The organism is Micromonospora sp. NPDC005163 (assembly GCF_053599835.1).
This window is the reverse complement of the sequence record NZ_JBSFYP010000010.1, coordinates 25,696-47,099: the sequence shown is the minus strand read 5'-3', so window position 1 is coordinate 47,099 and position 21,404 is coordinate 25,696. Positions and strand designations below refer to the sequence as shown.

The window sequence follows — 21,404 nt, the reverse complement described above, 5'->3', positions numbered from 1 at the left end:
TAAATGCGCTGTGGGGAGCGGAGTCGACTCACTGGGCGTCGAGGCCGACCGCCCCGCTCACCGCGCCAGACACCCGTCCGACCCGGCTGGCCACCGCACCAGGACCGGGCCGCATGGCTGCTCCGCGTCAACCGGCTGCATGGGCAGGAACGAGACTGGGCGGCAGCCACCGGGTTCGCGGACGCATTCCAGGGCGGTTGCTGGCAGGAACGCACCAGCGTCTACCGTATTTCCCGCTGGGAAACGGCTGCGGTACGTGTTCCGTTCCTGGCCGTACGGCGCTACGAGCAGTTGCTCGACCTTCCTGACGGCAGTCTCACTGCACTTCTTGACACCATTTACCGCTACTTCGCACCGGATGTCAGCGCTTCTCCCCTGCTAGCCAGAGGTGCAAATCCGCACGCCACCGAAAAGCTGGCGCGCATTGAGCAACTGTTGGAGCTCATCCTCTCGGACAGCATCGTGACCGGGTCGGAATGGGACGAGCTGACCACACAGCTGGCTGCGGCCCCCCGCCAGGTCATCACGCCACACTCGGCCTGGCGCGAGATGGCGCAGCGACTGCTGTCAGAGATGATCATCGCCGACGGGCTGGCATGGATGCAGCGTCACGAAGCGCTCAATCGACTCCTGGCTCACCCCGTCGGCCAACAGGCCGCCATCGCCGCCTGCGCCGACCTCGCGGCCGACCGAACGGGTCAGGTCTTCGTCGAGACGGTGAGCATCCTCGACGGCAGCTCTCATCCGGACGCGAGCCGGCACCTACTCGCGCAACTCGCCAACCCCACCAACGACCGGGCTCAGTACGGAGCCCTGCTCGGCTGCGTCCGGAAGCTGCGGTACGGACACTTCACCAGACCGCAGCTACAGCGGCTCCTACCGGTCGTCCAAGACCTGGTGCTCGACCCTGCCACCTACGAGAGGGCGCAGCCGCTCGCCGCCGAGCTGCTACGGCGGCTGCCAACGGACTCCGCACGGCCCACGGCGCAACTCGGCCGGGCGCTGACCCTCGCCCCGGCCCGGCCGGCGCTGGAGGCCGAACGCCCTGCCGACGAGGACGCAGCCCGGGTACTGGTCACCCGGCTCGTGGGCGCGACGTTGGTCCGGACACCGTTCGTGGTGCCCAATTTCCACGACCGGCTGCTCCCGGCGTTGTTGGACGAGATGCTGTTCAGCCCGGTCTTCGACGTCCGGATGTACGCCGCAATGCTGCTCTCCGGCACGCCGTATCGTCAGCCTCTCGCCGCGGCGCTCGCCTCCGAGCTGGCCATCAGCGCCGCCAGCGGCCCGACGGAAGAGGCGCTGACCATCATCGAGGCGCTCCGGATCGTCGGTACGTCGGAGCAGCGCCCCATGATCGAACGATTGACCACAGCAACCGGGCTCCCTTCGGTCATCGCCCTCGCCGCCACTCAGGCGATCGGGCACATCGGTGGCCGCAGCAGCGATCACTACTGGAGACAGGCGATAGAGCACCACACCCGCCGGTGGCGACAGAACCGGAGCAACACCCACGCGACCGCCTTGATTGGACTGGTCTACGCGCTGGGCATCGCACGCAACGAGCGGATGCTTCAGCTCGTGCGGAACGACGCCACCCTTCCTGCCGAACCCCGAGCCGCGGCATCGTGGTGGCTGAACCTGCCTCGGCGCATCCTCGACAGCGCCCTCCGGTGAGGGTCTGTGCCTCACGTCCGCCGATCCGATATTCGCTCAGGCCCACCCAAGTGGATCATGTACTAATTGTGTCCGAGGGGCGACGTCGACCACTGAGCCATGGTCGTCGATCTGCATGCCGGAACGGGTGGCCCGTTCCGCGCCCCAGTCATAGAGCGCCTGCAAGACCGGCGCCAGACTGCGGCCCTCGTCCGTGAGGCAGTACTCGACGTGCGGCGGGACGGTCCCGTGATCTTGCCGTGCGACGAGGCCGTCCGCCTCAAGTTCTCGTAGCCGCTGGGTGAGCATCTTCTCGCTCACGCCGGGCATGCGCCGGCGCAGTTCCCCATACCGGTGCACGCCCTCTTTGAGGTGCGCCAAGATCACCGTGCGCCACTTGCCCCCTAGCAGGTCGACGGTCAGCTCCACCGGGCAGCGATACCGCTCGGCCATCGTCACCTCCGCGCCGGGCACGCACCCAATGGTGCGTACTTGATCATCACATCCGGGTGTGCTGGGCTGTTCCCCATGGTGACCGAGTACATCAGGTACCGCCTGCCGCAGGAGCGGCTGGACGGCTTCGAGGCCGCATACGATCGGGCCGCCGCCGCGTTACGCGCCGCGCCGCAATGTGTCGACTACGAGCTCATGCGCAGCATGGATGATCCCTGCCGGTACATCCTGCGCATCACCTGGACGTCCGCGGACGACCACCTCCGCGCTTTCCGGGGCGGGCCGCACTTCGGCGCGTTCTTCGCCGAGATCCGCCCCTACGTCCAGGACATCGAGGAGATGACCCACTACGCACCGACGCCGGTCGCCGGACCCGGTGGCGGCGCACCACCCATGCTGTACGTGTGGGCCGGCGGCACGGACGCGTTCGTGCGGCTGTGCGACGCGTTCTACCAGCTGGTGGTCGCCGACGACCTGCTGGCGCCGCTATTCGCGCACATAGACCCCGACCATGCCAGGCACGTGGCGACGTGGCTGGCCGAGGTGTTCGGCGGCCCGGCGACGTACAGCGCCGAGCGCGGCGGCTATCCGACCATGCTGAACCACCACCTCGGCAAGGCCATCACTGAGCCGCAACGCCGGCGCTGGGTCAACCTCATGATGGACGCCGCCGACGAGGTGGGCCTGCCCGCCGACCCCGAATTCCGGGCGGCGTTCGCCGGCTACGTCGAATGGGGCACCCGGCTCGCACTGAGCAACTCGCAGCCCGGCGCGAACCCGGCGCGGGAGGCGCCCGTGCCGCGGTGGGGCTGGGGTGTGGCACCGCCATACCAGGGCTGACCCGCCCTGCCAGCAGTGCCAACCGGTCAGGACCGTCCGGCCGGGTCGCGGTCAACGGGACGGAGGAGGACCGCTGCCAGGTGGCGATTTCCTGTTGCCTGGCTGCGGATCGACCAGGCGGGTGCTGGCGTCGATGGCGACCTGCAGATTGGTCGAGTAGCGGTAGTTCTTGCTCCGCGCGGCCAGCCGGTGGTCCCTGGTAGGGATCAGCGTGCCGTCGACGATCGCGATCTGATCGACCGGGCACCGGCGGACCGGGGCCAGGGCCAGCAGCGGACCCAAGGTGTCGATGACCCGGTGGGCGGCGGAGTGGACACCCCGAACAGCGGCCCGATCTGCCGCATCGTCAGGTTGGTGCGCCAGTACGCCGCGACCGGCAGTACCCGGTCGGGCAGGTCGACGGCCCACTGCCGTTCCGACCAACCGTCAGCGATGGCGTCCCCGCCACGCTCGGCAACCAAGCGCACCAGCTTACGGAACTGGGCGGGCTGCAGACCGGTGAACGGGAAGATCCACTCCGGCCGGCTGAGGAGATCACCTACACCACGACATCTTCGATGACCGTCCTCATGGGATAGCAGCCGGGTTACGAGACGTCCCCTCGGCGCTCGCATTCGCTTCGGCGACCTTTTCGATCTGCCCGGCTAAGCCGTAACGAGGCAGAGACCGACTGCCGGCTCGTAGCCGGTGTCGTCGCGGCCAGCAGATGCTGCACCTGGATGGTGCTCACTTCGACGGCCACCGCTGCGGCCTTTGCCCGGCCGAGGCCCTTCAACGGTCCTATTCACGGAGTTACTACTCAGCCGACGCCGGGGCGGACTCGACTGACAGCCGGGCGTGGGGTGCGTTTGCTACGACGGTCGTAGCAAACGCACCCGACGCCCGGACAAGCACCTATTCAACACAATCTGCAGCTCACCGGGTCGGTCAACGACATGCTGAAAGGCCAACTCGACCTCGAACAGAACGCGGCGAGCGGGGCCGGCAGCGTAGACAATCTTTTGGGTCGCTGGCGACGTGACTACTTCGGTGTTCTCTGGGAGCACACGTCGACTCGGCCATCCCGACCGAGCGTCTCACCTCCTCCCCCGGCGCCTGGAGGCCTTCGTCCGTGGCGGGTCAGGGTTCAATCGGGCGGACCTGATCGCGGTACCGCTCATAGAGGACGCGATTGTGCGCGTCGCCCTGAGCGAGATTCGCGGACACGTGGACGGGTGGATCGATGCCGCGGCCCAGCAACTGACCGCAGATCAGTTCGGTGAGCAGCTGCGCGATGAGGACTCCGGTGAGCGACGAAACCGCCCCTATCCGAACTCCTGGGGTGATCTCCAATGCCGCATCCCCCGCCGGGGCGCGGTTGTCGATGACCACATCCGCCAAGTCAGCGAGATGCGGTCCGTGTGTCGAACGGGCACCGGCCGAGCGAGTGTGTGCCAGTGAGGTGACCGCCACGATCGGATGCGCGTGCTTGCGGGCCAGCGCCGCCATCTCGATGACGGCGGCGTTAATGCCGGAGTTGGAAACGATCAGGAAGGCGTCGTGCTCGGAGGGCGCGGCGAGGTGGTAGATCCGCTCGGCCAGGCCGGACTCGCGCTCGTACGTCGGATCAAGGATCGGCCCCGGTTCGGCGCCACCGAACATCACGAGATCCTTGACCGCGAGCATGCTGACGGCGGCGAGCCCGCCGGCACGCGCCGCGAGTTCGAGGGCGACGATTCGCGAGTGGCCGGTCCCGAACGCCTGTAATACACCCCCGGCGGTGATGGCGTCGGCGACGAGCCCGGCCGCTGCCTCGATGGCGTCGAGTTGTGTTGCCAGGACCTGTTCGAGTGCGGTCCGGGCGATGTTGGCGTAGGCGGGCTCAGGCACTGATCCTCCTGGGTTGTTCACGGTTTCGGACGGCCTCTACGGCCGTCTCCACGGCGGTCTCGACGATGATCTCGCCGCTGCCCGAGGTGACGGGACTGGCATAGGTTTCGTAGCAGGGTTGCGTGTCACGGGTGGGTAGGTAGCCGAGGTAGCCGTTCGCATAGCCGAGGACCACAATGTCCCTAACCTGGTCCGCCGCTGCGGAACGGATCGTTTCGCCCAGCTCCAGGAACAGCTCGCCGGGAACGGCCACCACCGTGACCCCGTCGAGGTCCACCGCCTCTACGTCGATCACATACGGTTCCGTGCGCTGGCGGGCGGCCTGTTCCTCCGCGATCCGCAGTCCCTGTTGCAGAACCCGGTGGATACGTTCGTCTTCGTTCCCTGGCGGCGGGGCCCGACGCACAGCGACGTCAAGCTCAGCTCGCTGTTTCGGCGCAAGCGCCACTGTTCGCGAGACCGGCGGACGTACCGGCGTCGGGGTACCCCTGCTGACGCGTGGCGACACCGGTTCGACCCGGTCCGCCAGCAAGACGCCGAGCCGATCCACCTCGTCAAGCCCCCGCCCCTGACGGGTGTGCCTGGTACTGATGTCACCGGCCGCACCGGTGGCGACGACCACCCACCTGTCAGGCGTGGACAGCGCCCGGCGGATGCCGCCGTTGAGGTCCGCGCTCACATGATTGTTGTCGGCGGGAAGGATGGTCGGGTGGACCGGCGAGACCACGACCAACCCCACCACGTCGGTACCTGCGGTGACCACAATGGTGTCGACGGGAATGTCCAGGGGACCCGGGTCAGCGATGTTGCGATGACCCGCCAGCTTGGGGACCAACGTGCGGGCGGAGTCGAGTCTGGCGGCACGCTCGGAAGCTATGGCGGATCGCGCGGCCACGAGCGATGCGGCTTCGAGCCGGTCGGCGAGGTGCCGTGGCGTGGCGTCGCCGCCGGGACTGCAGCCCGCCTCGGGACTGGCGTGGGTGTGCGTGGCGGCGACCCAGCAGGACTGCACGCCGACGTCGCGCAGGGCGGTCCGAATACGGTCGACGACGTCGACGTTGACGCAGATCAGGTCCGCGACCACCAACGCGAACCGGTGGCCCTCGTCGGCGAAGGTCACGACATGGACCTCCAGCGGGTCGAGCACGTTCTGGACGCCGTCGGAGCGGTCGACGTACCCACCCATGGGTTCTCCGGGCACGACCTCGAGACGTGCCACCCCGTGTCCGGCCCTCATGCGTCGCCACCGGATTCCTGGCATCCAAGTAGGCGTGCATACGGGGCGGCACCGTTCAGGAGCACCGGACCGCCGTCGAGCGGCTCCGCTCTGGGCGTGACCAGGGGCAGCCCTTTGGCCTCGAGTACGGCCGACAGTGCCTGGTAGAGAGCGCCGCCCGGGGTCAGCAGCCGTCCGCTGAAGGACACCCGGCGTGCTGCCCCGCTGAGCCCGAGTCGGTCGGTTGCCGCTTGCGCCGCGTCGGCGAGATCGGTCGCGGCCTCGACGCAGATCCGGCACGCCACCGGGTCGGCCTGGGCGGCTGCGTCGTTCACCTCGCGGGCGAAGGCCGCCGTACGCGAGATCATGGCCGGGTCCCGGTAGTACCTCTGAAGCGAGGCCAGGTCGACGCCGCCCAGCGCCGCGACGAGGGGGTCGACCAGCACGGTTGCCGGCCCGACCTGGTCGTACGACGCGGCCGCTGCGCGCATCCCGGCCAGTCCGATGGCGTACGCGCTGCCGCGGTCCCCGAGATGGGGACCCCAGCCGTCGAGCCGGGCGTGTGCGCCGTCGGTGTCCACCGCGAGCACGGTCGTTCCGGTCCCGACACATAGCAGTACGCCGGGACCGCCGAGAGCGCCGGCGTGCGCGAGGATGCTGTCCTCCACGACCACGGCCGGGCCGCGGAACTCCCGTTCGAGGGCGACGGCAAGTCGCCGGCGCTCAGCGTGCTCCCCCGGGACGCCGGTCAGGCCGGCTACCACGCCCGACACCTGCGCGGGAAGGGGGATCGTCGCTGCGGCGCCACGAACTGCGGTCAGGATCCGGTCCACGCCGTCCTCATGTGGCCGGTAGGAGAAGCCCGGGCCAACACCGAGGTGGCGGCCCGCCGGGGTATGTAGCAGAAGCCGAAGCTCCGACTTGCCGCCGTCGATGGTGATCGTCGTTGTCAACGCGACATCCCTGCCGTCAGGCCCGCGACGATCTGCTTGGTCGCGAGTGCGAACACCACGGCCAGCGGCACCAGGGCGATCACGAGTCCGGCGAACAGGGTGCCGCGATCGGCGGCGAACTCGCCGAAGAACCGGGTCAGCCCGACCGGGATGGTGTACTTGTCCCCGCTCCGCAGCAGCACCAACGGATAGAAGAAGTCGTTCCAGGTCGGCGCGAACTGGAAGACCGTGGCCACGGCGATCGCCGGCCGCATCAGGGGCAGGACGACCGACACGAACAGCCGGCCCTCGTGTGCCCCGTCGATCCGCGCGGCCTCCTCCAGTTCGCCGGGCAGTCCCCGCATGAAACCCATGATCACGAAAACCGAGAACGGGATCCCGCTCGCCGCGTAGAGCAGTACCAACCCGATCCGGCTGTCGATCAGACCTATCGACTGGAACATGTAGAACACCGGTAGCAGGCCGAGCTTCGCGGGAATCATCAACCCGGACAGGAAGAACGCCGCCAGCAGGGCGCGGCCCCGGAATTTCCACCTGGACAGGGCGTAGGCGGCCATCGCCGAGACGCTGACGCACAGTGCCACCGAAGCGCAGGTGACGGTCAGCGAGTTGATGAAGTACGTCGAGATCGACGCGGTCTGCCACGCGCGCGTGTAGTTGCTCAGGTCGAACGAGCTGGGCAGCCCGACCGGTGCCCGGAGGATATCCGCGTTGGGCCGCAGCGATCCGATCAGCACCAGCAGCAGCGGGCCGAAGGCGACCGCGGCGTAGGCCCACAGGATGAGCTGGCGGCCGGCGGTGTGGAGTAGCGGACGCTGGCGGGTGCCGCGCGGAGGTGGGAGGTCAGCCCTGGCTTTCCATGCCGCGCGAGGGGCGGCGTGCAGTGTCTTCATCTAGTGGACCTCCCGGCGGCGCAGCGCCCGCTCCAAGGCCAGGGAAACCCCGAAGATGAGCACGAAGATCAGCATGGCCAACGCCGACGACTCTCCGATCGCGTTGCTGCCGCCCTGAAAGGCGGTTCGGTAATAGAGCAGGCCCAGCACGTCCATGGCGCCGCCGGGGCCTCCGTCGGAACCACCCAGCGCGTAGACAAGGTCGAAGATGTTGAAGCATCCGATGAACGTCAGCACGGTGATCACGCCGACCGCCGGCATCAGGAGCGGGAAGCGGATGCTCCAGAACGCCCGGGTCGCTGACGCGCCGTCCATCGCGGCCGCCTCCTCCAATTCACGAGGGATACCGGCCAGGGCGGCGCCGAAGATGAGCATTGGTCCGCCGATCCACTGCCAGGCGTTGACCAGGATCAGTACGGGCAGCGCGAGGTCGGGCTCACCGAGCCATGGCCGCGCCCACGCGTCCAGGCCGACTGCTCTGAGCGCGAAATTGATCGGGCCGAAGGTGGGACTCAGCAGGAGCGACCAGATGTAGCCGACGATCAGCGGGCTGATCAGGTAGGGAAGCGAGAAGAGCGTCTGGAACAGCCGCTTGCCCCAGGGATTGCGGTGCAGGAGCACCGCCAGGCCCAGTCCGACGGTGTTCTGGATCGCCATGGTGCCGACGAAGAAGAGGACATTGTGCCCCAGGGCGGCCGGGATCTCGTCGCCTAACGGATAGCGGGTAAATATCTCCTGGTAGTTACCGATTCCGACGAACGTTCCCTGGCGGGTGCCGTCCCACTCGAACAGCCCGTAGTAGAAGGCGGTGACGAGCGGTACCACGACGAAGAAGCCGTACAGCGCGAACGCCGGCAGGCAGAAGGTCGTAATCCACCCTGCCGAGACCCGTCCTGCCCGGCGGCGTGTGCGCCGGGCAGGACGGACTGTTAGTTCTTGGGCCGGAACCACTGATCGACCCCTCGTTGGATGTGTGCGGCCGCGTCAGCGGCGTTGCCTCGGCCGAGGACGTAGTTGGAGAGCGCCTCGGAGGCGAGGTCCCAGGCGGTGGGTGTGCCGCCGGAGAAGTACGCGTAGGTGACGTACGGGCTCGGGTTCGCCTGGTATTCCTTGAGCGCCTGGGCCAGGAGTTCGTCCTGCGGCTCGACGCCCGGTACCGGAGAGATCTGACGAAGCTCTGTGGACAGGGCCCGGCCGAACTCCTCGGTCGCCATCCACCGCACGAGGTCCAGAGCCGCGTCCCGGTGGGGCGACTTCGCGGAAACGCCGAACGACCCGTCGACATAGCCGGGCACCAGCGTCTTGTCGACCGCCGCACCGGGCGCAGGCGGGGCGTTGAAGATGCCCAGGGAGAGCTGCGGGTTAGCCTTCTGAAGCCCAGCGAGCTCCCACACACCACCGGGGAACGCGGCGGCCCGGCCGGAGGTGAACAGTGCCAGCGCGTCCGTGTAGCTCACCCCGGACGCCTGCGCCGGCCAGTACTTCTGGGTGCTTTTCCAGGTCTCGAGGGAGTTCACCCAGGGCGCGTCGGTGAACTTCGCCGAGCCGTTGAGCATCTTGGTGAGGTAGTCAGGGCCGCCGTACATCGTGGCACCGAAAATCTCCTGCTCGATCGGCAGCATCCATTTATCGGTCACGGTGTTCGCCAGCGGGATGACGCCAGCCTTGCTGAGCTTGTCGAAGCCCGCGATCATATCCGCCCACGTGGTGGGGGCGGCGATGCCGTTGTCGGCGAAGATCTTCTTGTTGTAGATCACGTGCAGCGTCTGGAGCGCGAACGGGACGCCGTAGATGCGCCCGTCTTTTTCGCCCCTCGCGCCGTCGAGGATCTGCTTCGGAAAACCGCTCAGCTTGTCGACCGGGCCGTCGAGGGGCACCAGGCTGCCGGCGCCGACCAGCGGCTGGAGCAGCCCGTAGGAGCGAAGCTGCGCGACGTCAGGGCCGCTGGAGTCGGTGAGGCCGGTCTTGAGGATCGTGTCGTACTCGGTGTTCTTGTAGGGGAGGTACTCCACCTTCACGCCCGGGTGAGCCTTCTCGTAAATTTGGAAGATCTTCTTGTACGCCGCGACATCCTCCTGTCGCCAGCCCCAGACCTTTAGGTTGACGGCGTCGCTGCCGCCCCCGCCGCCTGGCGCGCACGCAGTTAGGGCGAAGGCAAGCAGCGCCGCCGCCCCCAACACACCGCGTCTTCTGGGCATCGCATCTCCGATCGTCGTGGCCGCCACCCGCTGAACGTGGCGAACGAGCCGAGGTTAATACTGGTATAGACCGGAGGTCAACGGTTTCGCCGACGTCGCCAGCCATCCGGGGAGTTGGCCCGTACGATGACGGCAAAGTTGTGGGAAGGGGAGCGGTCCGTGCCAAGGACGCGACACGAACCGAGCGACGGGGCGCTTGAGTCTTTGCTGGCGGAGCACACCGGCAGCAAGGGCGAGCACATCAGGGACGTCCTCACCACCATGGTGCTGAACTCGCGGGACGGTGCGCTGCTCCCATCGGAGCGGGTCCTTGCCGAGCGGTTCGGAGTCGCCCGGATGACCGTCCGGGGCTCCATCGATGCGCTTGAGTCGAAGGGAATGGTCCGGCGGGTGCCCGGGCGTGGGACCTTCGTGCAGCATCCCACGCTGACCCACTCGGAGATCTTCCGCTCGTTCAGCGAGGACATGCGGATGCGCGGCATGACACCGGGGGCCAAGTCGTACCGCGCCCGCACCCGCCCGGCCAGCCGCCTGGTCGCCGCCAACCTCGACATCGCCCCGGGCGACCCGACCCACTACATCGAGCGGATCCGTACGGCGGACGGCATCCCGATGGCGCTGGAGCGGACGAACCTCTCCGCGGCGCGGTTCCCCAGCCTGCTCAAGGTGATGGAGCGCGACGACTCGCTGTACGAGGTTCTGGGCCGCGTCTTCGGGGTGCGGCTCGAATCGGCGCGGCAGACCGTCACCATCGCCCGGCTGACTGACACCGAGGCGAACCGACTCGACGTCGCCGAGGACGCCCCGGCGTTCCTGATCGAGCGCATCTCGGTCGACAACATGGGAAAGGTCGTGGAGTACGGGCGGTCGCTCTACCGCGGCGACCGCTACGCCATCCGGATGCACGTCAGCCCCCCGTCCCAGGGAGGCTGACGCGCATCCGGCGGCCCTTCAGCCGAGACCGGTGAGGTAGTGCGTCTCGAGTTCGGCTGCGGTCAGGGCACGGTCGTAGATCGCCGCCTCGTCGAGGTCGCCCTGCAGCCGCTGGGCCGTGTCGTCCCCGCGGCCACCGAGCTTGACGCTCGCCGTACCGCTGCCTGGCGACACCGACGTCGCGACGCTGTTGTCCGCGACACCGTCGAGGTACACGGTCAGTCGTGACCCGTCGAAGACGGCGGCGACGTGGTGCCATTCCTTAGCCGTCAGCCGGGTACGGCCGGTCACGAGGCCAGACCCCTTCCCGGCAGCGCCGAGCGACCACGCCTGCAGGACGCCGTCGGTCACCCGCAGGGCGTAACCGTTGATCGCCGGCCCGGCGTAACTCTCGATCACCGCCTGCCCGGGTGCCGGGGCGAGCGTGTCGAGCTTTACCCACGCCTCCAGCGTGAAAGCGCCATGAAGGTCGGCCCGGGGGCTTCGTGGTGCCTCAATGTAGCCGGCGGAGAGGTCCGCCGCCCGGTCACCGGTGATCGCACCCTCGGCGTCCGGATGCGCGCCGGCCAGGTAGGTCCCGTCCTGCCCGCTGGCGGAGCTGTCCGCGGCGGTGCTGGAGACGGCCGCGTCGCCGAGCCTCCAGTAGCCGGCCGGGTCCGCCCCGGTCACGATATTCGGGTAGCTCTGCTCCCCCACCAGGATCGGCAGCGACACCTTCACCGGTGGCGCGCCTTCCTCGTTGAAGGCCACCGTGACCTGGTAGCGCCCTGGCTCCGCGCCAGCCGGGACAGTGACCTCCACCGGCACGCTCGCGACGATGGTCCGGCCACCCGGCTGGGCACGGAACACCTGCGTCGCCGGGTCGGTAGTCCAGCCGTCCGGGCCCGTGGCGGTCACCCGTCCACTGACCTTGTGATCCGCGAACACCTCGAAGGAGACCTGGAACCGCTTCGTCTTGCCTGGCGCGATGAGCGACCCCGGCGGATCGACCGAAACGGTACCGCTGAACACGTCGGAGTAGCGCGGGGCGATCTCGTAGACGCGCGGGGCCGCGCTGCCCGGCGCCCACCGGATCCGCACCGCGCTGGCCGCCAGGTCCGCCGCCGGCACCTTGGTGAACCCGTCAGTGAGCGGTCCGAGATTCACCCAGGCGCCATCGACCAAGGCCTGGATCATCCCGTCGGCGGGAGCGGCCGCGTCCTGCACCACGGTCACCGCCGACAGCCGGTGCGGCTTGGCGATCGGGACCGTGATCGCATCGCCGTCCTGCGGCTTGCCGGCCGCGACGTAAGCCGTGTCGTCGCGCCGGTCGCTCAGGTTACCCAGCGCGGACCCTTGGGCGGCAGCCGGTAGGCCCGTGGGGGTCTCGAGATCACCGTACCAACGGTCACCGATGTAGCCGTCGCTCTGAGAGGCCGCGAAGCTGAGGAGATCATCGACCGGGCCGGGACTGATCTGGTGCGACGTCCCGTCGAGGATGCCGCGGGCACGCGCCTGCCCCCGCCGGGCCAGCCAGGCAGCTTCGCCGTCCCCCCGGTCCTGCGCCCGGAGCACGCCCAGGGCCGCCCGACCCGCCTGGCCGGTCGTGCCGACCCGGTCTAGCCAGGGCCCGATCTGCTCGAGTAGCCGAGGGTTGTCGAGTCGCGCCCGGAGTGTGGTCGGGAGTTCCTCCAGACGGCGCAGCTCCCGGTCGAGCTGGTTGAGTTGGGCGTTTACTGTCCGGCCCGCCGAGTAGTCGGCGATGAGCCGGTTGATGAGAGCGGCGAACTGCGGCCGTGCGGTGTTGTCCAGAGCGCTGGCCTTGTTGTTCTCCGCGAAAAGCCGCAGCTCGTCGTACGCGTCGCCGCCGACGATCTGAAGCGTCCGAGTCCAGGAGCGTTCCGCGTCGTAGGCCCCGGGGTTCCAGGCGTAGTCGGCCTGGGTGCCGAGTGGGATCTGCGAGGCCTCCTGGTGCTGGACGAGTTCGTTGAACGAGATGCCGACGACGTCGTCCGCCATGCCGGCGTCACGGTTCACCAGTGGGCCCAGCAGCAGTCGGTTGGGGCTGTAGTCGTTGACCGGGTAGTTGTCCCAGATCATGATCCGGTGCCGCGGCCAGGCGTTCTGAGCGGCCCGGAGGTCGTCCTCCGTGATGCTCGACGAGACCACTTCCGGGCCTGTCCAGTAGAGGTCGACCTCGGTGCTCACCAACTCGTCGAACCGGTTCTTGTACGGCGTGGGCGTCATGCCCCAGTACTCCGTCGGCACGGCCACCATCCGGCTGGCGCCGGGACGCTTTTCGATGAACTCCCGTTGAACCAGGTTGGTGACCCCGGCCTGAGCGGCCGCGAGCGGCGACGGATCGCCCTCGTAGGCGTCCCGGTCCTCTTGGCACGCGAAGTTGCCGGACACGTCGTCCCAGGCGATGACGTAACTGCGGACCCCGATCTCCGACAACTGCGCCAGGCGTGCCAGCAGCTTGGCCCGGTCGGCCTCGCGCACGTGGCAGATCCCCTGGCCAGGTGCCAGGGGCGCCTCCGGCGAGATCCGGTACACAAAGTCGACATGGCGGGACGTCGCCAGGTCGACGATCTCCTTCAGCCGGCCCAGCTCCGCCTCGTCGTACAGGGAGTCCCAGTGCGATCCGGTACGCAGATCATCCGCCGGTCCGTAGAAGAACTGGTTCATCTTGTGCCGGGCCAGGAACTCGATCTGTGAGCGCCGGTCCTCCTGCGACCACACCGGTCCGTAGAACGACTCCATGCCCCCACGGACCCGGTAACCCGGCCAGTCGCGCACCGCCACGCCGTCTACGGCCACCCGGGAGCCTTTCGACGTGAGCAGCTGACTCAATGACTGAACGGCGTAGAAGGTGCCAGCGCCGTCCACACCCGAGAGGACGATCCGCGGTCGGCCGAGCCGATCGTGCCCGGCCACCAGCACGTACCCCTCACCGGGCAACCCCGCCGGCCCCTCCACCCCGAGAGCATTCAGCGCGGCGGTGCTTGCCGACGTCTCGCTCGGACCGCCGAGGAAGATCACCGGACGCGATTTCGCAGTTTCCGCGCTGCCGACGACCCTGGCGGTGACGCCGCGCGTGTGGAGCACGTCCACAAGAGACGCCTTAGCCGCCGGATCTACGGCCGCACCCGCGACGACATCGACGTTGTCGGACAGGACGACAGAGCCCGGACGCGGCTCCACACGCTGCGGCGCCGGAAGAATACGCGCGACGCCCACCCGATCAGGAACTTGGGCCTCGCCCCTTGCCGGCGGAGGGTTCACCAGGCCAATGACGAGCGCGACCGATCCGGCCAATACAACGGTGCGGCGATAGCCACGAGACGAACGCAACAGAAACATCAAACCTCCACTCAATCTATTTGGGCCAGCCGTGGTTCGGGACGTGTCTCGGCGTTGCGTGCGGTGAGGGAGCCACCGCAAGGACTGACCAACATGACGTCAGCAGGGACGAGGCCGGTCGGCGGCTGCCGCCTCATCGAGGATGGCGTGCACCTGCCAAGGCCGGCATGCCCGCGCCCCGCCCAACGCCGAAGTCAAGGGCCACCATCAACCCGGCGTGCCCACCGAGTAGTGTTGCGCGATCTCGTCGGCAGTCAGGGCATGGTCGTAGACGGCAACCTCGTCGAGCAGCCCAGCGAGCCTGGTACCGGCGTCGTCACCACGGGCCCCCAGCTTGAGGCTTCCGGCCCCGTCGGTCGGGTTCACCTTTGTGGCGGCCGAGCCGTCGAGTCGTCCGTCGAGGTAGACCGAGATGGTCGACCCGTCGTAGACCGCGGCAACGTGATGCCACTCGTCCGGTGTGGCGACCGTCTGCCCTTCGACCGACGCCAACTGCCCGGCTACGCCCAACGTGAGGGCGCCTATTTTGCCGCCGGGCAGGACGCGCAACACATAGCCGTTGTAGGCGGGGGCATCGTATTTCTCGACCACGCTGTACTGCCGGCAGACGTCATTGAGATTCACCCATGCCTCGAGGGTGAACGAGCCGCTGACGCTCAGCGAGGGTGAGTCCGGTACGGGGATGTGGCCGTCGGTCAGCTCGGCGGCGGTGTCCGGGTCGCCCGTCAACGCGCCTGGGCGGCCCAGTGTCACTGCGTCTGTGTAGGCGCCGGGGTTGCCGGTGCCGGAGGAGTCCTCGGCGCTCGTGCCGGATCGCTCACCCAGCCGCCAGTAGCCGACTGGTTTGTCGGCCAGCACCTGTGCCGCGTAGGAGGACTGGCCGGTGACCGCCGGCTGCTGACGTGGCGACGTGTGCCTGGGTGCCGAGCCTGCCGGAGCCGACGATGAGGTGCTTCGCACGGTAGTCCCATCGGACTGCAGTGCATGGAGCGACTGGCCGGGGTTGCCGAGCACGCCCTTGACGTAGTGGGAATCGATTTGGCCTGGGGTCAGGGCCTTGTTGTAAATCGCGACCTCGTCCAAGCTGCCGACGAAACGGTCCAACGCGTCGTCTCCACGGGCGCCCAGCTTGAGGCTGCCCTTGCCGTCAGTCGGTGCGTTGGCCATCGGTGTGGACGCTTGCAGCTGCCCGTCGATGTAGGTCCGCAGCGTTGTTCCGTCATACGCTGCCGCGACGTGATGCCATCGCCCCTGCTGGACACTGCGGGGGCTGGACGCACTGGACTGCGCCTGGTCGGCGGCGGTGAGCGCCTGCAGCTTGTTGCCGTTGACCAGTCGCAAACCGTAGCCGTTGCGCGACGGCAGGCAGTCGCTGCCGTCGTACTTCTCGATGATGCCCTGCGGTCCACCCGCGGCGTCCTTGACCCACGACTCCAGCGTGTAGGCACCGGTGATGCTGAGCGAGGCGCTGTCAGGAATCTCAGCATGGCCGTCGTCCAGCCGGACTGCGGTGTCGGCAGAGTCGGCGATCGCCCCTGGCTGGGACCGGCCGACGCTGCCACGGTAGGCACCAGTGTTTCCGTTGCCGGAGGCATCGACCACCGGCTGGCCCGGGGCGTCATCGAGCCGCCAGTAGCCCACCGGCCCGTCCCGTTTCACCAGCGCGGCATAGTCCGTTGGGTCCGGCCGGGCGACCCGGACCGACAGCGAGGAGGTCCGCGCCGTACCACCGGACGGTCGGGTGACCACGTCGATCCGGTAGTTCCCGGGTGCCGCATCAGTGGGGATCCGGACGGAGGTCGCGAGTTCGGACCAGGCCAGTCTCTGGTTGCTGTTCACGCTGAACGGCAGCTTGGAGCCGTTGACCGTCCACCCGGCTGGAGCGCCGACCTCGGCGGTGCCGCTGACCGTGCCCAGCCCGAGCGCCTCGACCTCCAGGTCCAGCGCAAACGTCTCACCCGGCTCCAGCAATGGACGCGGAGTTGTCACCTTCGTGGCCTCCGCGCTCGGTGCGTCGGCCACCTTCGTCGCCCGGTATGTCGCCCGGACCGTGATCGCCGTCGTCGGCCGGTCAAGGTCGACCAGCTCGCGCGCGGCGTCGAACGTCACCGGTCGGCCGTCGACAGTGACGCCGGTCAGCTGGTGACCGCGCGGCGCGCGCAGGTGCAACACCACGTCCGTCAGCGGCGCCCGTCCGGCGGCCGCGCGGGGTGGGTCGACCCGCACGGTCAGCCGGCCGTCCGTCAGCTTTGACGAAGAGGCGAACCCGACGTTGCCGAAGGACGTGGGCAGGTCGGCGATCTCGATCCGCTCGCCGTCCGCGAGCCAGGGCCGCGGCGTAGCCGGCGCCAGGTGCAGCCGGGTCGGCATGCCGTCGGCGTCCAGGTCCTCGCTGACCAGCAGACCGCGCAGCGCCTCCAGGTAGGTGGCGTTGTTCGGCGACAACGGGGGCCAGTACTGCGACCGGTAGTACTCACCGAATTGCGGGCACGGCGAGATCGTGGCGCCCTCGCCGCCGACGAAGGTGTGCGGCGTGAGGTCATGCGCGAGCATCCCGTAGAAGCTCAGGTCGAGGCGATCGGACTCGGCATTGTCGGCCAGGAACCGCATCAGTGAGTAGCCGTATTGCTGGTCGATGCCGCTGGACTTGTATCCAGGCACCGCTGGCCATTGGTTGTGCGGGATGTTCTGGCAGACACCGGGATCGGCGGTCGACAGGTTGAACCTTGTGAGGCCGAGGAACAGCGACCCGTGCTTGTAGAGGTAGTCCCGCAGTCCGGTGGCTGTCGCGCTGCCCGGCTCGAACAGCCCGGTCGCGAGGGCGTACGGCATGATCAGGTTCCAGTAGCTGCCGAGGAAGTTGGTGGTTACCTTGTCGTACGGCTTCGACGACTCGGGGTCCAGCAGTGCGATCGGCACGAACATCGAGCCGTCCGGCAACACCGTCTTCGACTTCTCCACCGCGCCCAGCAGCGACGAGCGTAGGCCGGCCGCCTCATCGAGGAACGGCTTCGCCTCGTCGGTACGGCCCAAGAGCCGCAACGCGACACCGACATCGCGCAGACCGCGCCAGACCTCGGACTGGTGGTGCAGGCCGTAGACCGGCTCCGGGATGTCGGAGGCGTAGCGGGTCTTGGCCAGCAGACCGTTCGGGTCCGCGAGGCGTTGCCGCTTGAAGTCGGCGAGCCAGTCGCGGAACATCGGTAGGTTTTCCTGCAGCAACGACCCGTCGTTGCTCTGCAGGTAATACGTCGCCACCGTCTGCAGCTTGATCCCGCGCTCCCAGGACAGGAAGAAGCTACCCTGGCCGCGTCGCAGCATCTCGGTGAGGTTCGCGCGCGCCTTATCCTGGTAGCCGAAGTCGCCGAGCGAGGTGACCGTCGCCGTGATCTCCGGCACGAAGGCGAAGGACTTGTCCAGCGACTCGTAGCCGTTTCCGACGGTCAGATTGAAGCCCATCACCAGGTTGTTCAGAAGCGTGCTGCGCATGGCGTCCGCGGCGTACTTCTCCGGGATCCGGACCTTGGCGCCGGCGTTAAGCTGCGTCGTCCAGTAGTCGCCCGTGCGGGACTTCGCGGCGTCGTACAGCGCGGCCGACGGACGTACGGTGGTGAGCTCGGCCGGCTCGTTCGGCACGATCAGGTACAACTCGGCCTTTCCGCGGCTCAAGTCGGGCGTGAAGCTCAGGTCAGGCGCGGACCAGGTCGCTGCACCGCTGAATGCGACCACGGCCTCTCCATCGAGTGTCAGCCGCCCAGGCTCGGCGACGACGTCTGCGACCTTGTCGCGGCTCAGGTTGAGCCGGAGCCGCGGGTGCGCCTTCGCCGGCCCGTTGACGACAAACCGGAGCATGCTGACTGCCGGGCCGCCCGGGGTGAGCTCGGTGACGAACGACTCGCGTTCGTAGCGAACCCCGGCGGCGTCACGATAGGAGTTGGAGAGAATCGGCAGGTATCCTCCGGTCAGGCGGGGGTCGCCCGACCTCACCTCGGCCTGGCCGTAGCGCTCGGCCCCGCCCGCGCCGACGAAAAAGCGGACGCGCTGAGTCGCCCGCGCGTCCGACCATTGCGACATCAGCTCGCTGCCGTCAGCGACGTGCAGCGAGAAGTCCCGCTCCTCGGCCCACCGACTGGGGTCCGGCGCCGGGTAGGTAAAGGGCAGGTAGTACCAGGGCGAAGCGGCGTCCGTCGTACCACCGTGGTTGGCCGGCACCAGCAGCGGCTTGACGTTGGTCATGGTCGGACCGTCGGGCAGGTCAAGCAACTTCTCGCCCCAGTGGTCGGATCCCTGCTCCAGCGCGCCGTTCACTCGATCGACGTAGCCATCGGGCAAGGTCAGATCACCGCGAGAGCCGGACTGATCGTGAGCCGTTTGCTCGCTGGCTGTCTGCTCACCGACTGCCTGGACGCCGGCGGCCTGGACCTCCTCGGATACCTGCGCCAGCAAGCTGGCCGCCAGAGTCACCACCGTTAGCAGCGACAGCCCCGCTCTCACTGTCGATCTCGTAGCCATTTGATCCACCTTCATGTGGATTACCGCACGGAATACCGGACTAGTCCAGTAACTCTGGGGCATGTTCCACGGCGGTGTCAACACTTTGGCCGGCAGCCGCCTGCGCGAGGATGCGTCGCGGTTGATCGGCGCTTGCGCGAGCCGTCCAGTGTGAGCCGCTCGTTACTGGATGAGCTGGTCCCGTCGGCGTGGCACGACGTCGAGCAGTACACCAATAATCCGATCGAGGCTGCTCACAGCCAGCTGAAACACCGGTTGAGACCGATGCGCGGTCTACGAACGGATAAGACGGCACAAGTGATCATCCGGCCACACGTTCATGCAGAACCTCCGCCGCGGACATTACGAACTCGCTGCTGACACCCGCCGGCAACACGGGTGTCTGTGGCCTTCGCCGCCCCCGGAGCTGACTCGCGTCCGGTGCGCTACTGCGGGACCGGCGCGCCATCCGGGCCGAGCTGCGGCCGCAGCTGCTGGACCGCAGTCGCGTCCACCTCAGCGGCCGGGCAGCGACTCCCCCTCGGGGTTGCGGCGGCCGCATGGGGTGCCCGACCCGGGCCGGGTCGCGGTGGACCCCGCGGTGATACGAGCCGACGGTGGTGAGGCGTGTGGGACCTGGCCGTGCTGCGTGGCCAGGAGGAGCTGTTCGGGCCGGACGCGTCCGACCCGACCGCCTGGCGATTGATGTCCGGGATGGACGTTGTGGCGCTCCGAGGCTGGGTCAGGTTCGTATTGCGGCGCGGGAGGTGGGCCGAGTGCGGCCGATCAAGACCTGCAGCGGCCTGCCGCAGAGGACCGCGCCCCGTCTGCCGGTCCCGGGCGTGGTCCTGCATCTGGACGCCTCGGCCGGGGCCGACGAACCTTCTCCGGACGTCGTCAATGTTTTGCCCGGTTGGCAACTACCCGGGCGGCAGGCCAGGAGTCTCCCCCCGCCGGCGTCGGCCACGCCCCACGAGCACCGCTGCGCGACCGAGGTGCGGTCACCGTTTGCAAGGGACAGAGAAGGGCTGGCGACGACGACCATTGAACCAATAACGTACCCAGGTCGGCAATATAAGTCATTGACCTATGTACTGTATTTGAGTGTAGAGTTACGCCATCGGATCTACGTATGGAGGTCCACACCTCGGCGGAACCCCGGTGACCGAACAACACGGCACCCACCCGGCAGCCCTCAGGCCCGGCAACGGCCGCAGTCGATCGCCAAAGCCGACGACGATCCGCAGCCGTCGGATGCGACCAAAGAGCTTGGCCTGTAGATCCGGTCCCGCCCGTCCGCACAGGCGAGCGCGAGTGCCAGGGACGAAAGAAGGAGAAGAATGGGCAAAGCACACGATCTGAGCCGCCGGAGTTTCCTCGGGGCGGCCGCGGGAACGGCTACGGCGGCAGCGATTGGCGCCACCGCGAGCCCGGCGATGGCGGGGGGTGGCGTCGCCGAGGGCCAACTCCAGCCCGAGGGCCAGGCGGACGTGGCCGCAGCCGGCCATGGCGGCAAGTCCGTCGCGGCGATCACCTACCGGACGACCCCCAGGCCCGGCTGGGTGCCCGACGACTTCGTGGCGCCGAAGAACGCGCGGCAGCAGTTCCTCACCATCGACGCCATCGACGGGTTCAAGGTCGACGCCGTGCTCTTCGAACCCCGTGACAGGAAGCCGAGCGACACCACGCTGGTGCTCAGGGTCCACGGCAGCGGCGGAAACTACCTGGGATTCGAGATGCCAGGGTTGTCGGCGGCGGGCTATGCCGTACTGGCGATCAACACCCGGCAACACGACGACAACGGCGAGACGGACAACTTCTTCGACATCCGGAAGGACATCGAGGCAGCCTTCTTCACCGCCGTCGATATGGGATACAAGAAGATTGTCCTGAACGGTCGCAGCCTCGGCAACATCCAGGTCCAGTTCTACGCCGCCACGAACTGGGACCCCCGCATCCGCGGGGTCATCCTGCCGTCGATGTTCGCCAAACTGCCGTGGAAGTCGCGTCATCTCCTCACTCAGGACGAGCAGAACTACAACCAGCTCTTCGACGAGTCGATGCGGTTCCTGGCGGCGGGACGAGTTGACGAGATTCTGCCGACCGAGATGCGCGGTGGGGGCGGAAGTCCGAGCCGGACGGGTCCGGTGACCGGGCAGCATTTCCTGTCCTACCGGTGGGAGGCCACCAGCGCCGCGGACGGCACCTACTGGATCAAGCGTATTCCCATCCCCATCCTCATGATGCGTGGCGACCAGGACACCACCATCCGGGACTTCGAGCCCAACTGGCTGCTGGCCGAGGCCAACTCCGAGGGCTCGCTGGTCCCGAGCATCAAGTTCGTGGAGATCCCCGGCGGCAGCCACAGCCTCAACGAGAACCCCGAGGCGGTACTCGAAGCCGAAGTGAGCTGGCTGAAGAGCCTGGGGCTCTGATCGAACCACCCCTGGTTGCTCCGACCGGGGCCGGCCAGTGGACTGCCGTTGTCGAGCCCGGGCATGCCGATCCGTCGCACGGACGGCGCCTGCCTCGAACGACGGCGGTCCGCTGCTGCCCGACG

General features: G+C 68.1%; 14 protein-coding genes and 1 pseudogene. 5 read left to right on the top strand and 10 right to left on the bottom strand.

Annotated elements, in window-relative coordinates:
* Window positions 1–291: 291 nt before the first annotated feature.
* Window positions 292–1,677, top strand: coding sequence for a hypothetical protein (locus tag ACWD6N_RS10025; protein ID WP_354965874.1), 1,386 nt, complete (start codon window positions 292–294; stop codon window positions 1,675–1,677).
* A gap of 36 nt (window positions 1,678–1,713) precedes the next feature.
* Here ACWD6N_RS10025 and ACWD6N_RS10020 read toward each other — a convergent pair whose 3' ends face one another.
* On the bottom strand, window positions 1,714–2,130 hold the full coding sequence (locus ACWD6N_RS10020) for a winged helix-turn-helix transcriptional regulator (protein ID WP_354965875.1): 417 nt from the start codon (window positions 2,128–2,130) through the stop codon (window positions 1,714–1,716).
* Window positions 2,131–2,184: 54 nt separating this feature from the next.
* Here ACWD6N_RS10020 and ACWD6N_RS10015 point away from each other — a divergent pair, with 54 nt between their 5' ends.
* Window positions 2,185–2,949, top strand: coding sequence for a group II truncated hemoglobin (locus tag ACWD6N_RS10015; RefSeq protein ID WP_354965876.1), 765 nt, complete (start codon window positions 2,185–2,187; stop codon window positions 2,947–2,949).
* Window positions 2,950–3,039: 90 nt separating this feature from the next.
* On the opposite strand, the pseudogene ACWD6N_RS10010 reads toward ACWD6N_RS10015, so the two are convergent.
* From ACWD6N_RS10010 to ACWD6N_RS09980, 7 genes and pseudogenes are all read right to left on the bottom strand, one after another.
* Window positions 3,040–3,530: pseudogene (locus ACWD6N_RS10010) on the bottom strand (helix-turn-helix domain-containing protein); the annotation flags it as partial.
* Window positions 3,531–4,068: 538 nt separating this feature from the next.
* Window positions 4,069–4,818 carry a sugar isomerase domain-containing protein gene (locus tag ACWD6N_RS10005; protein ID WP_354965877.1) on the bottom strand — a complete coding sequence of 250 codons (750 nt, stop codon included), beginning with the start codon at window positions 4,816–4,818 and terminating at the stop codon, window positions 4,069–4,071.
* Complete coding sequence (locus ACWD6N_RS10000; protein WP_354965878.1) at window positions 4,811–6,004, bottom strand: hypothetical protein; 1,194 nt, start codon at window positions 6,002–6,004, stop codon at window positions 4,811–4,813. Before ACWD6N_RS10000 ends, ACWD6N_RS10005 begins: the two co-directional genes overlap by 8 nt.
* A gap of 47 nt (window positions 6,005–6,051) precedes the next feature.
* Window positions 6,052–6,987 (bottom strand): N-acetylglucosamine kinase, encoded by a 936-nt coding sequence (locus tag ACWD6N_RS09995; RefSeq protein WP_450004664.1) that lies wholly within the window; start codon window positions 6,985–6,987, stop codon window positions 6,052–6,054.
* Window positions 6,984–7,880 carry a carbohydrate ABC transporter permease gene (locus tag ACWD6N_RS09990; RefSeq protein ID WP_354965880.1) on the bottom strand — a complete coding sequence of 299 codons (897 nt, stop codon included), beginning with the start codon at window positions 7,878–7,880 and terminating at the stop codon, window positions 6,984–6,986. The genes ACWD6N_RS09995 and ACWD6N_RS09990 overlap by 4 nt, the downstream gene beginning before the upstream one ends.
* On the bottom strand, window positions 7,881–8,705 hold the full coding sequence (locus ACWD6N_RS09985) for a carbohydrate ABC transporter permease (RefSeq protein ID WP_354965881.1): 825 nt from the start codon (window positions 8,703–8,705) through the stop codon (window positions 7,881–7,883).
* A gap of 104 nt (window positions 8,706–8,809) precedes the next feature.
* Complete coding sequence (locus tag ACWD6N_RS09980) at window positions 8,810–10,105, bottom strand: ABC transporter substrate-binding protein (protein WP_450004663.1); 1,296 nt, start codon at window positions 10,103–10,105, stop codon at window positions 8,810–8,812.
* Window positions 10,106–10,237: 132 nt separating this feature from the next.
* Here ACWD6N_RS09980 and ACWD6N_RS09975 point away from each other — a divergent pair, with 132 nt between their 5' ends.
* A complete protein-coding gene (locus tag ACWD6N_RS09975; protein ID WP_450004662.1) occupies window positions 10,238–11,011 on the top strand; it encodes a GntR family transcriptional regulator in 774 nt (257 codons plus the stop codon).
* A gap of 18 nt (window positions 11,012–11,029) precedes the next feature.
* Here ACWD6N_RS09975 and ACWD6N_RS09970 read toward each other — a convergent pair whose 3' ends face one another.
* Entirely contained in the window at window positions 11,030–14,434 is a 3,405-nt protein-coding gene (locus ACWD6N_RS09970) for a beta-N-acetylglucosaminidase domain-containing protein (protein ID WP_354965884.1), read from the bottom strand.
* Between the two features lie 126 nt (window positions 14,435–14,560).
* Window positions 14,561–18,847, bottom strand: a complete 4,287-nt coding sequence (locus ACWD6N_RS09965) for a LamG-like jellyroll fold domain-containing protein (protein ID WP_450004661.1) — start codon at window positions 18,845–18,847, stop codon at window positions 14,561–14,563.
* Between the two features lie 33 nt (window positions 18,848–18,880).
* Between ACWD6N_RS09965 and ACWD6N_RS09960 the strand changes: the two genes are divergently transcribed.
* Window positions 18,881–19,225, top strand: a complete 345-nt coding sequence (locus ACWD6N_RS09960; RefSeq protein ID WP_450004660.1) for a DDE-type integrase/transposase/recombinase — start codon at window positions 18,881–18,883, stop codon at window positions 19,223–19,225.
* A gap of 1,109 nt (window positions 19,226–20,334) precedes the next feature.
* The gene (locus tag ACWD6N_RS09955; protein WP_354965886.1) at window positions 20,335–21,279 is read left to right on the top strand and encodes an alpha/beta hydrolase; all 945 of its coding nucleotides are present in this window, start codon (window positions 20,335–20,337) and stop codon (window positions 21,277–21,279) included.
* Window positions 21,280–21,404 lie beyond the last annotated feature (125 nt).

Excerpts from the sequence above, each read along its gene's own strand:
- ACWD6N_RS10000 (WP_354965878.1), bottom strand. The coding sequence starts at position 6,004 with ATGGGTGGGTACGTCGACCGCTCCGACGGCGTCCAGAACGTGCTCGAC.
- ACWD6N_RS09990 (WP_354965880.1), bottom strand. The coding sequence starts at position 7,880 with ATGAAGACACTGCACGCCGCCCCTCGCGCGGCATGGAAAGCCAGGGCT.
- ACWD6N_RS10015 (WP_354965876.1), top strand. The coding sequence starts at position 2,185 with ATGGTGACCGAGTACATCAGGTACCGCCTGCCGCAGGAGCGGCTGGAC.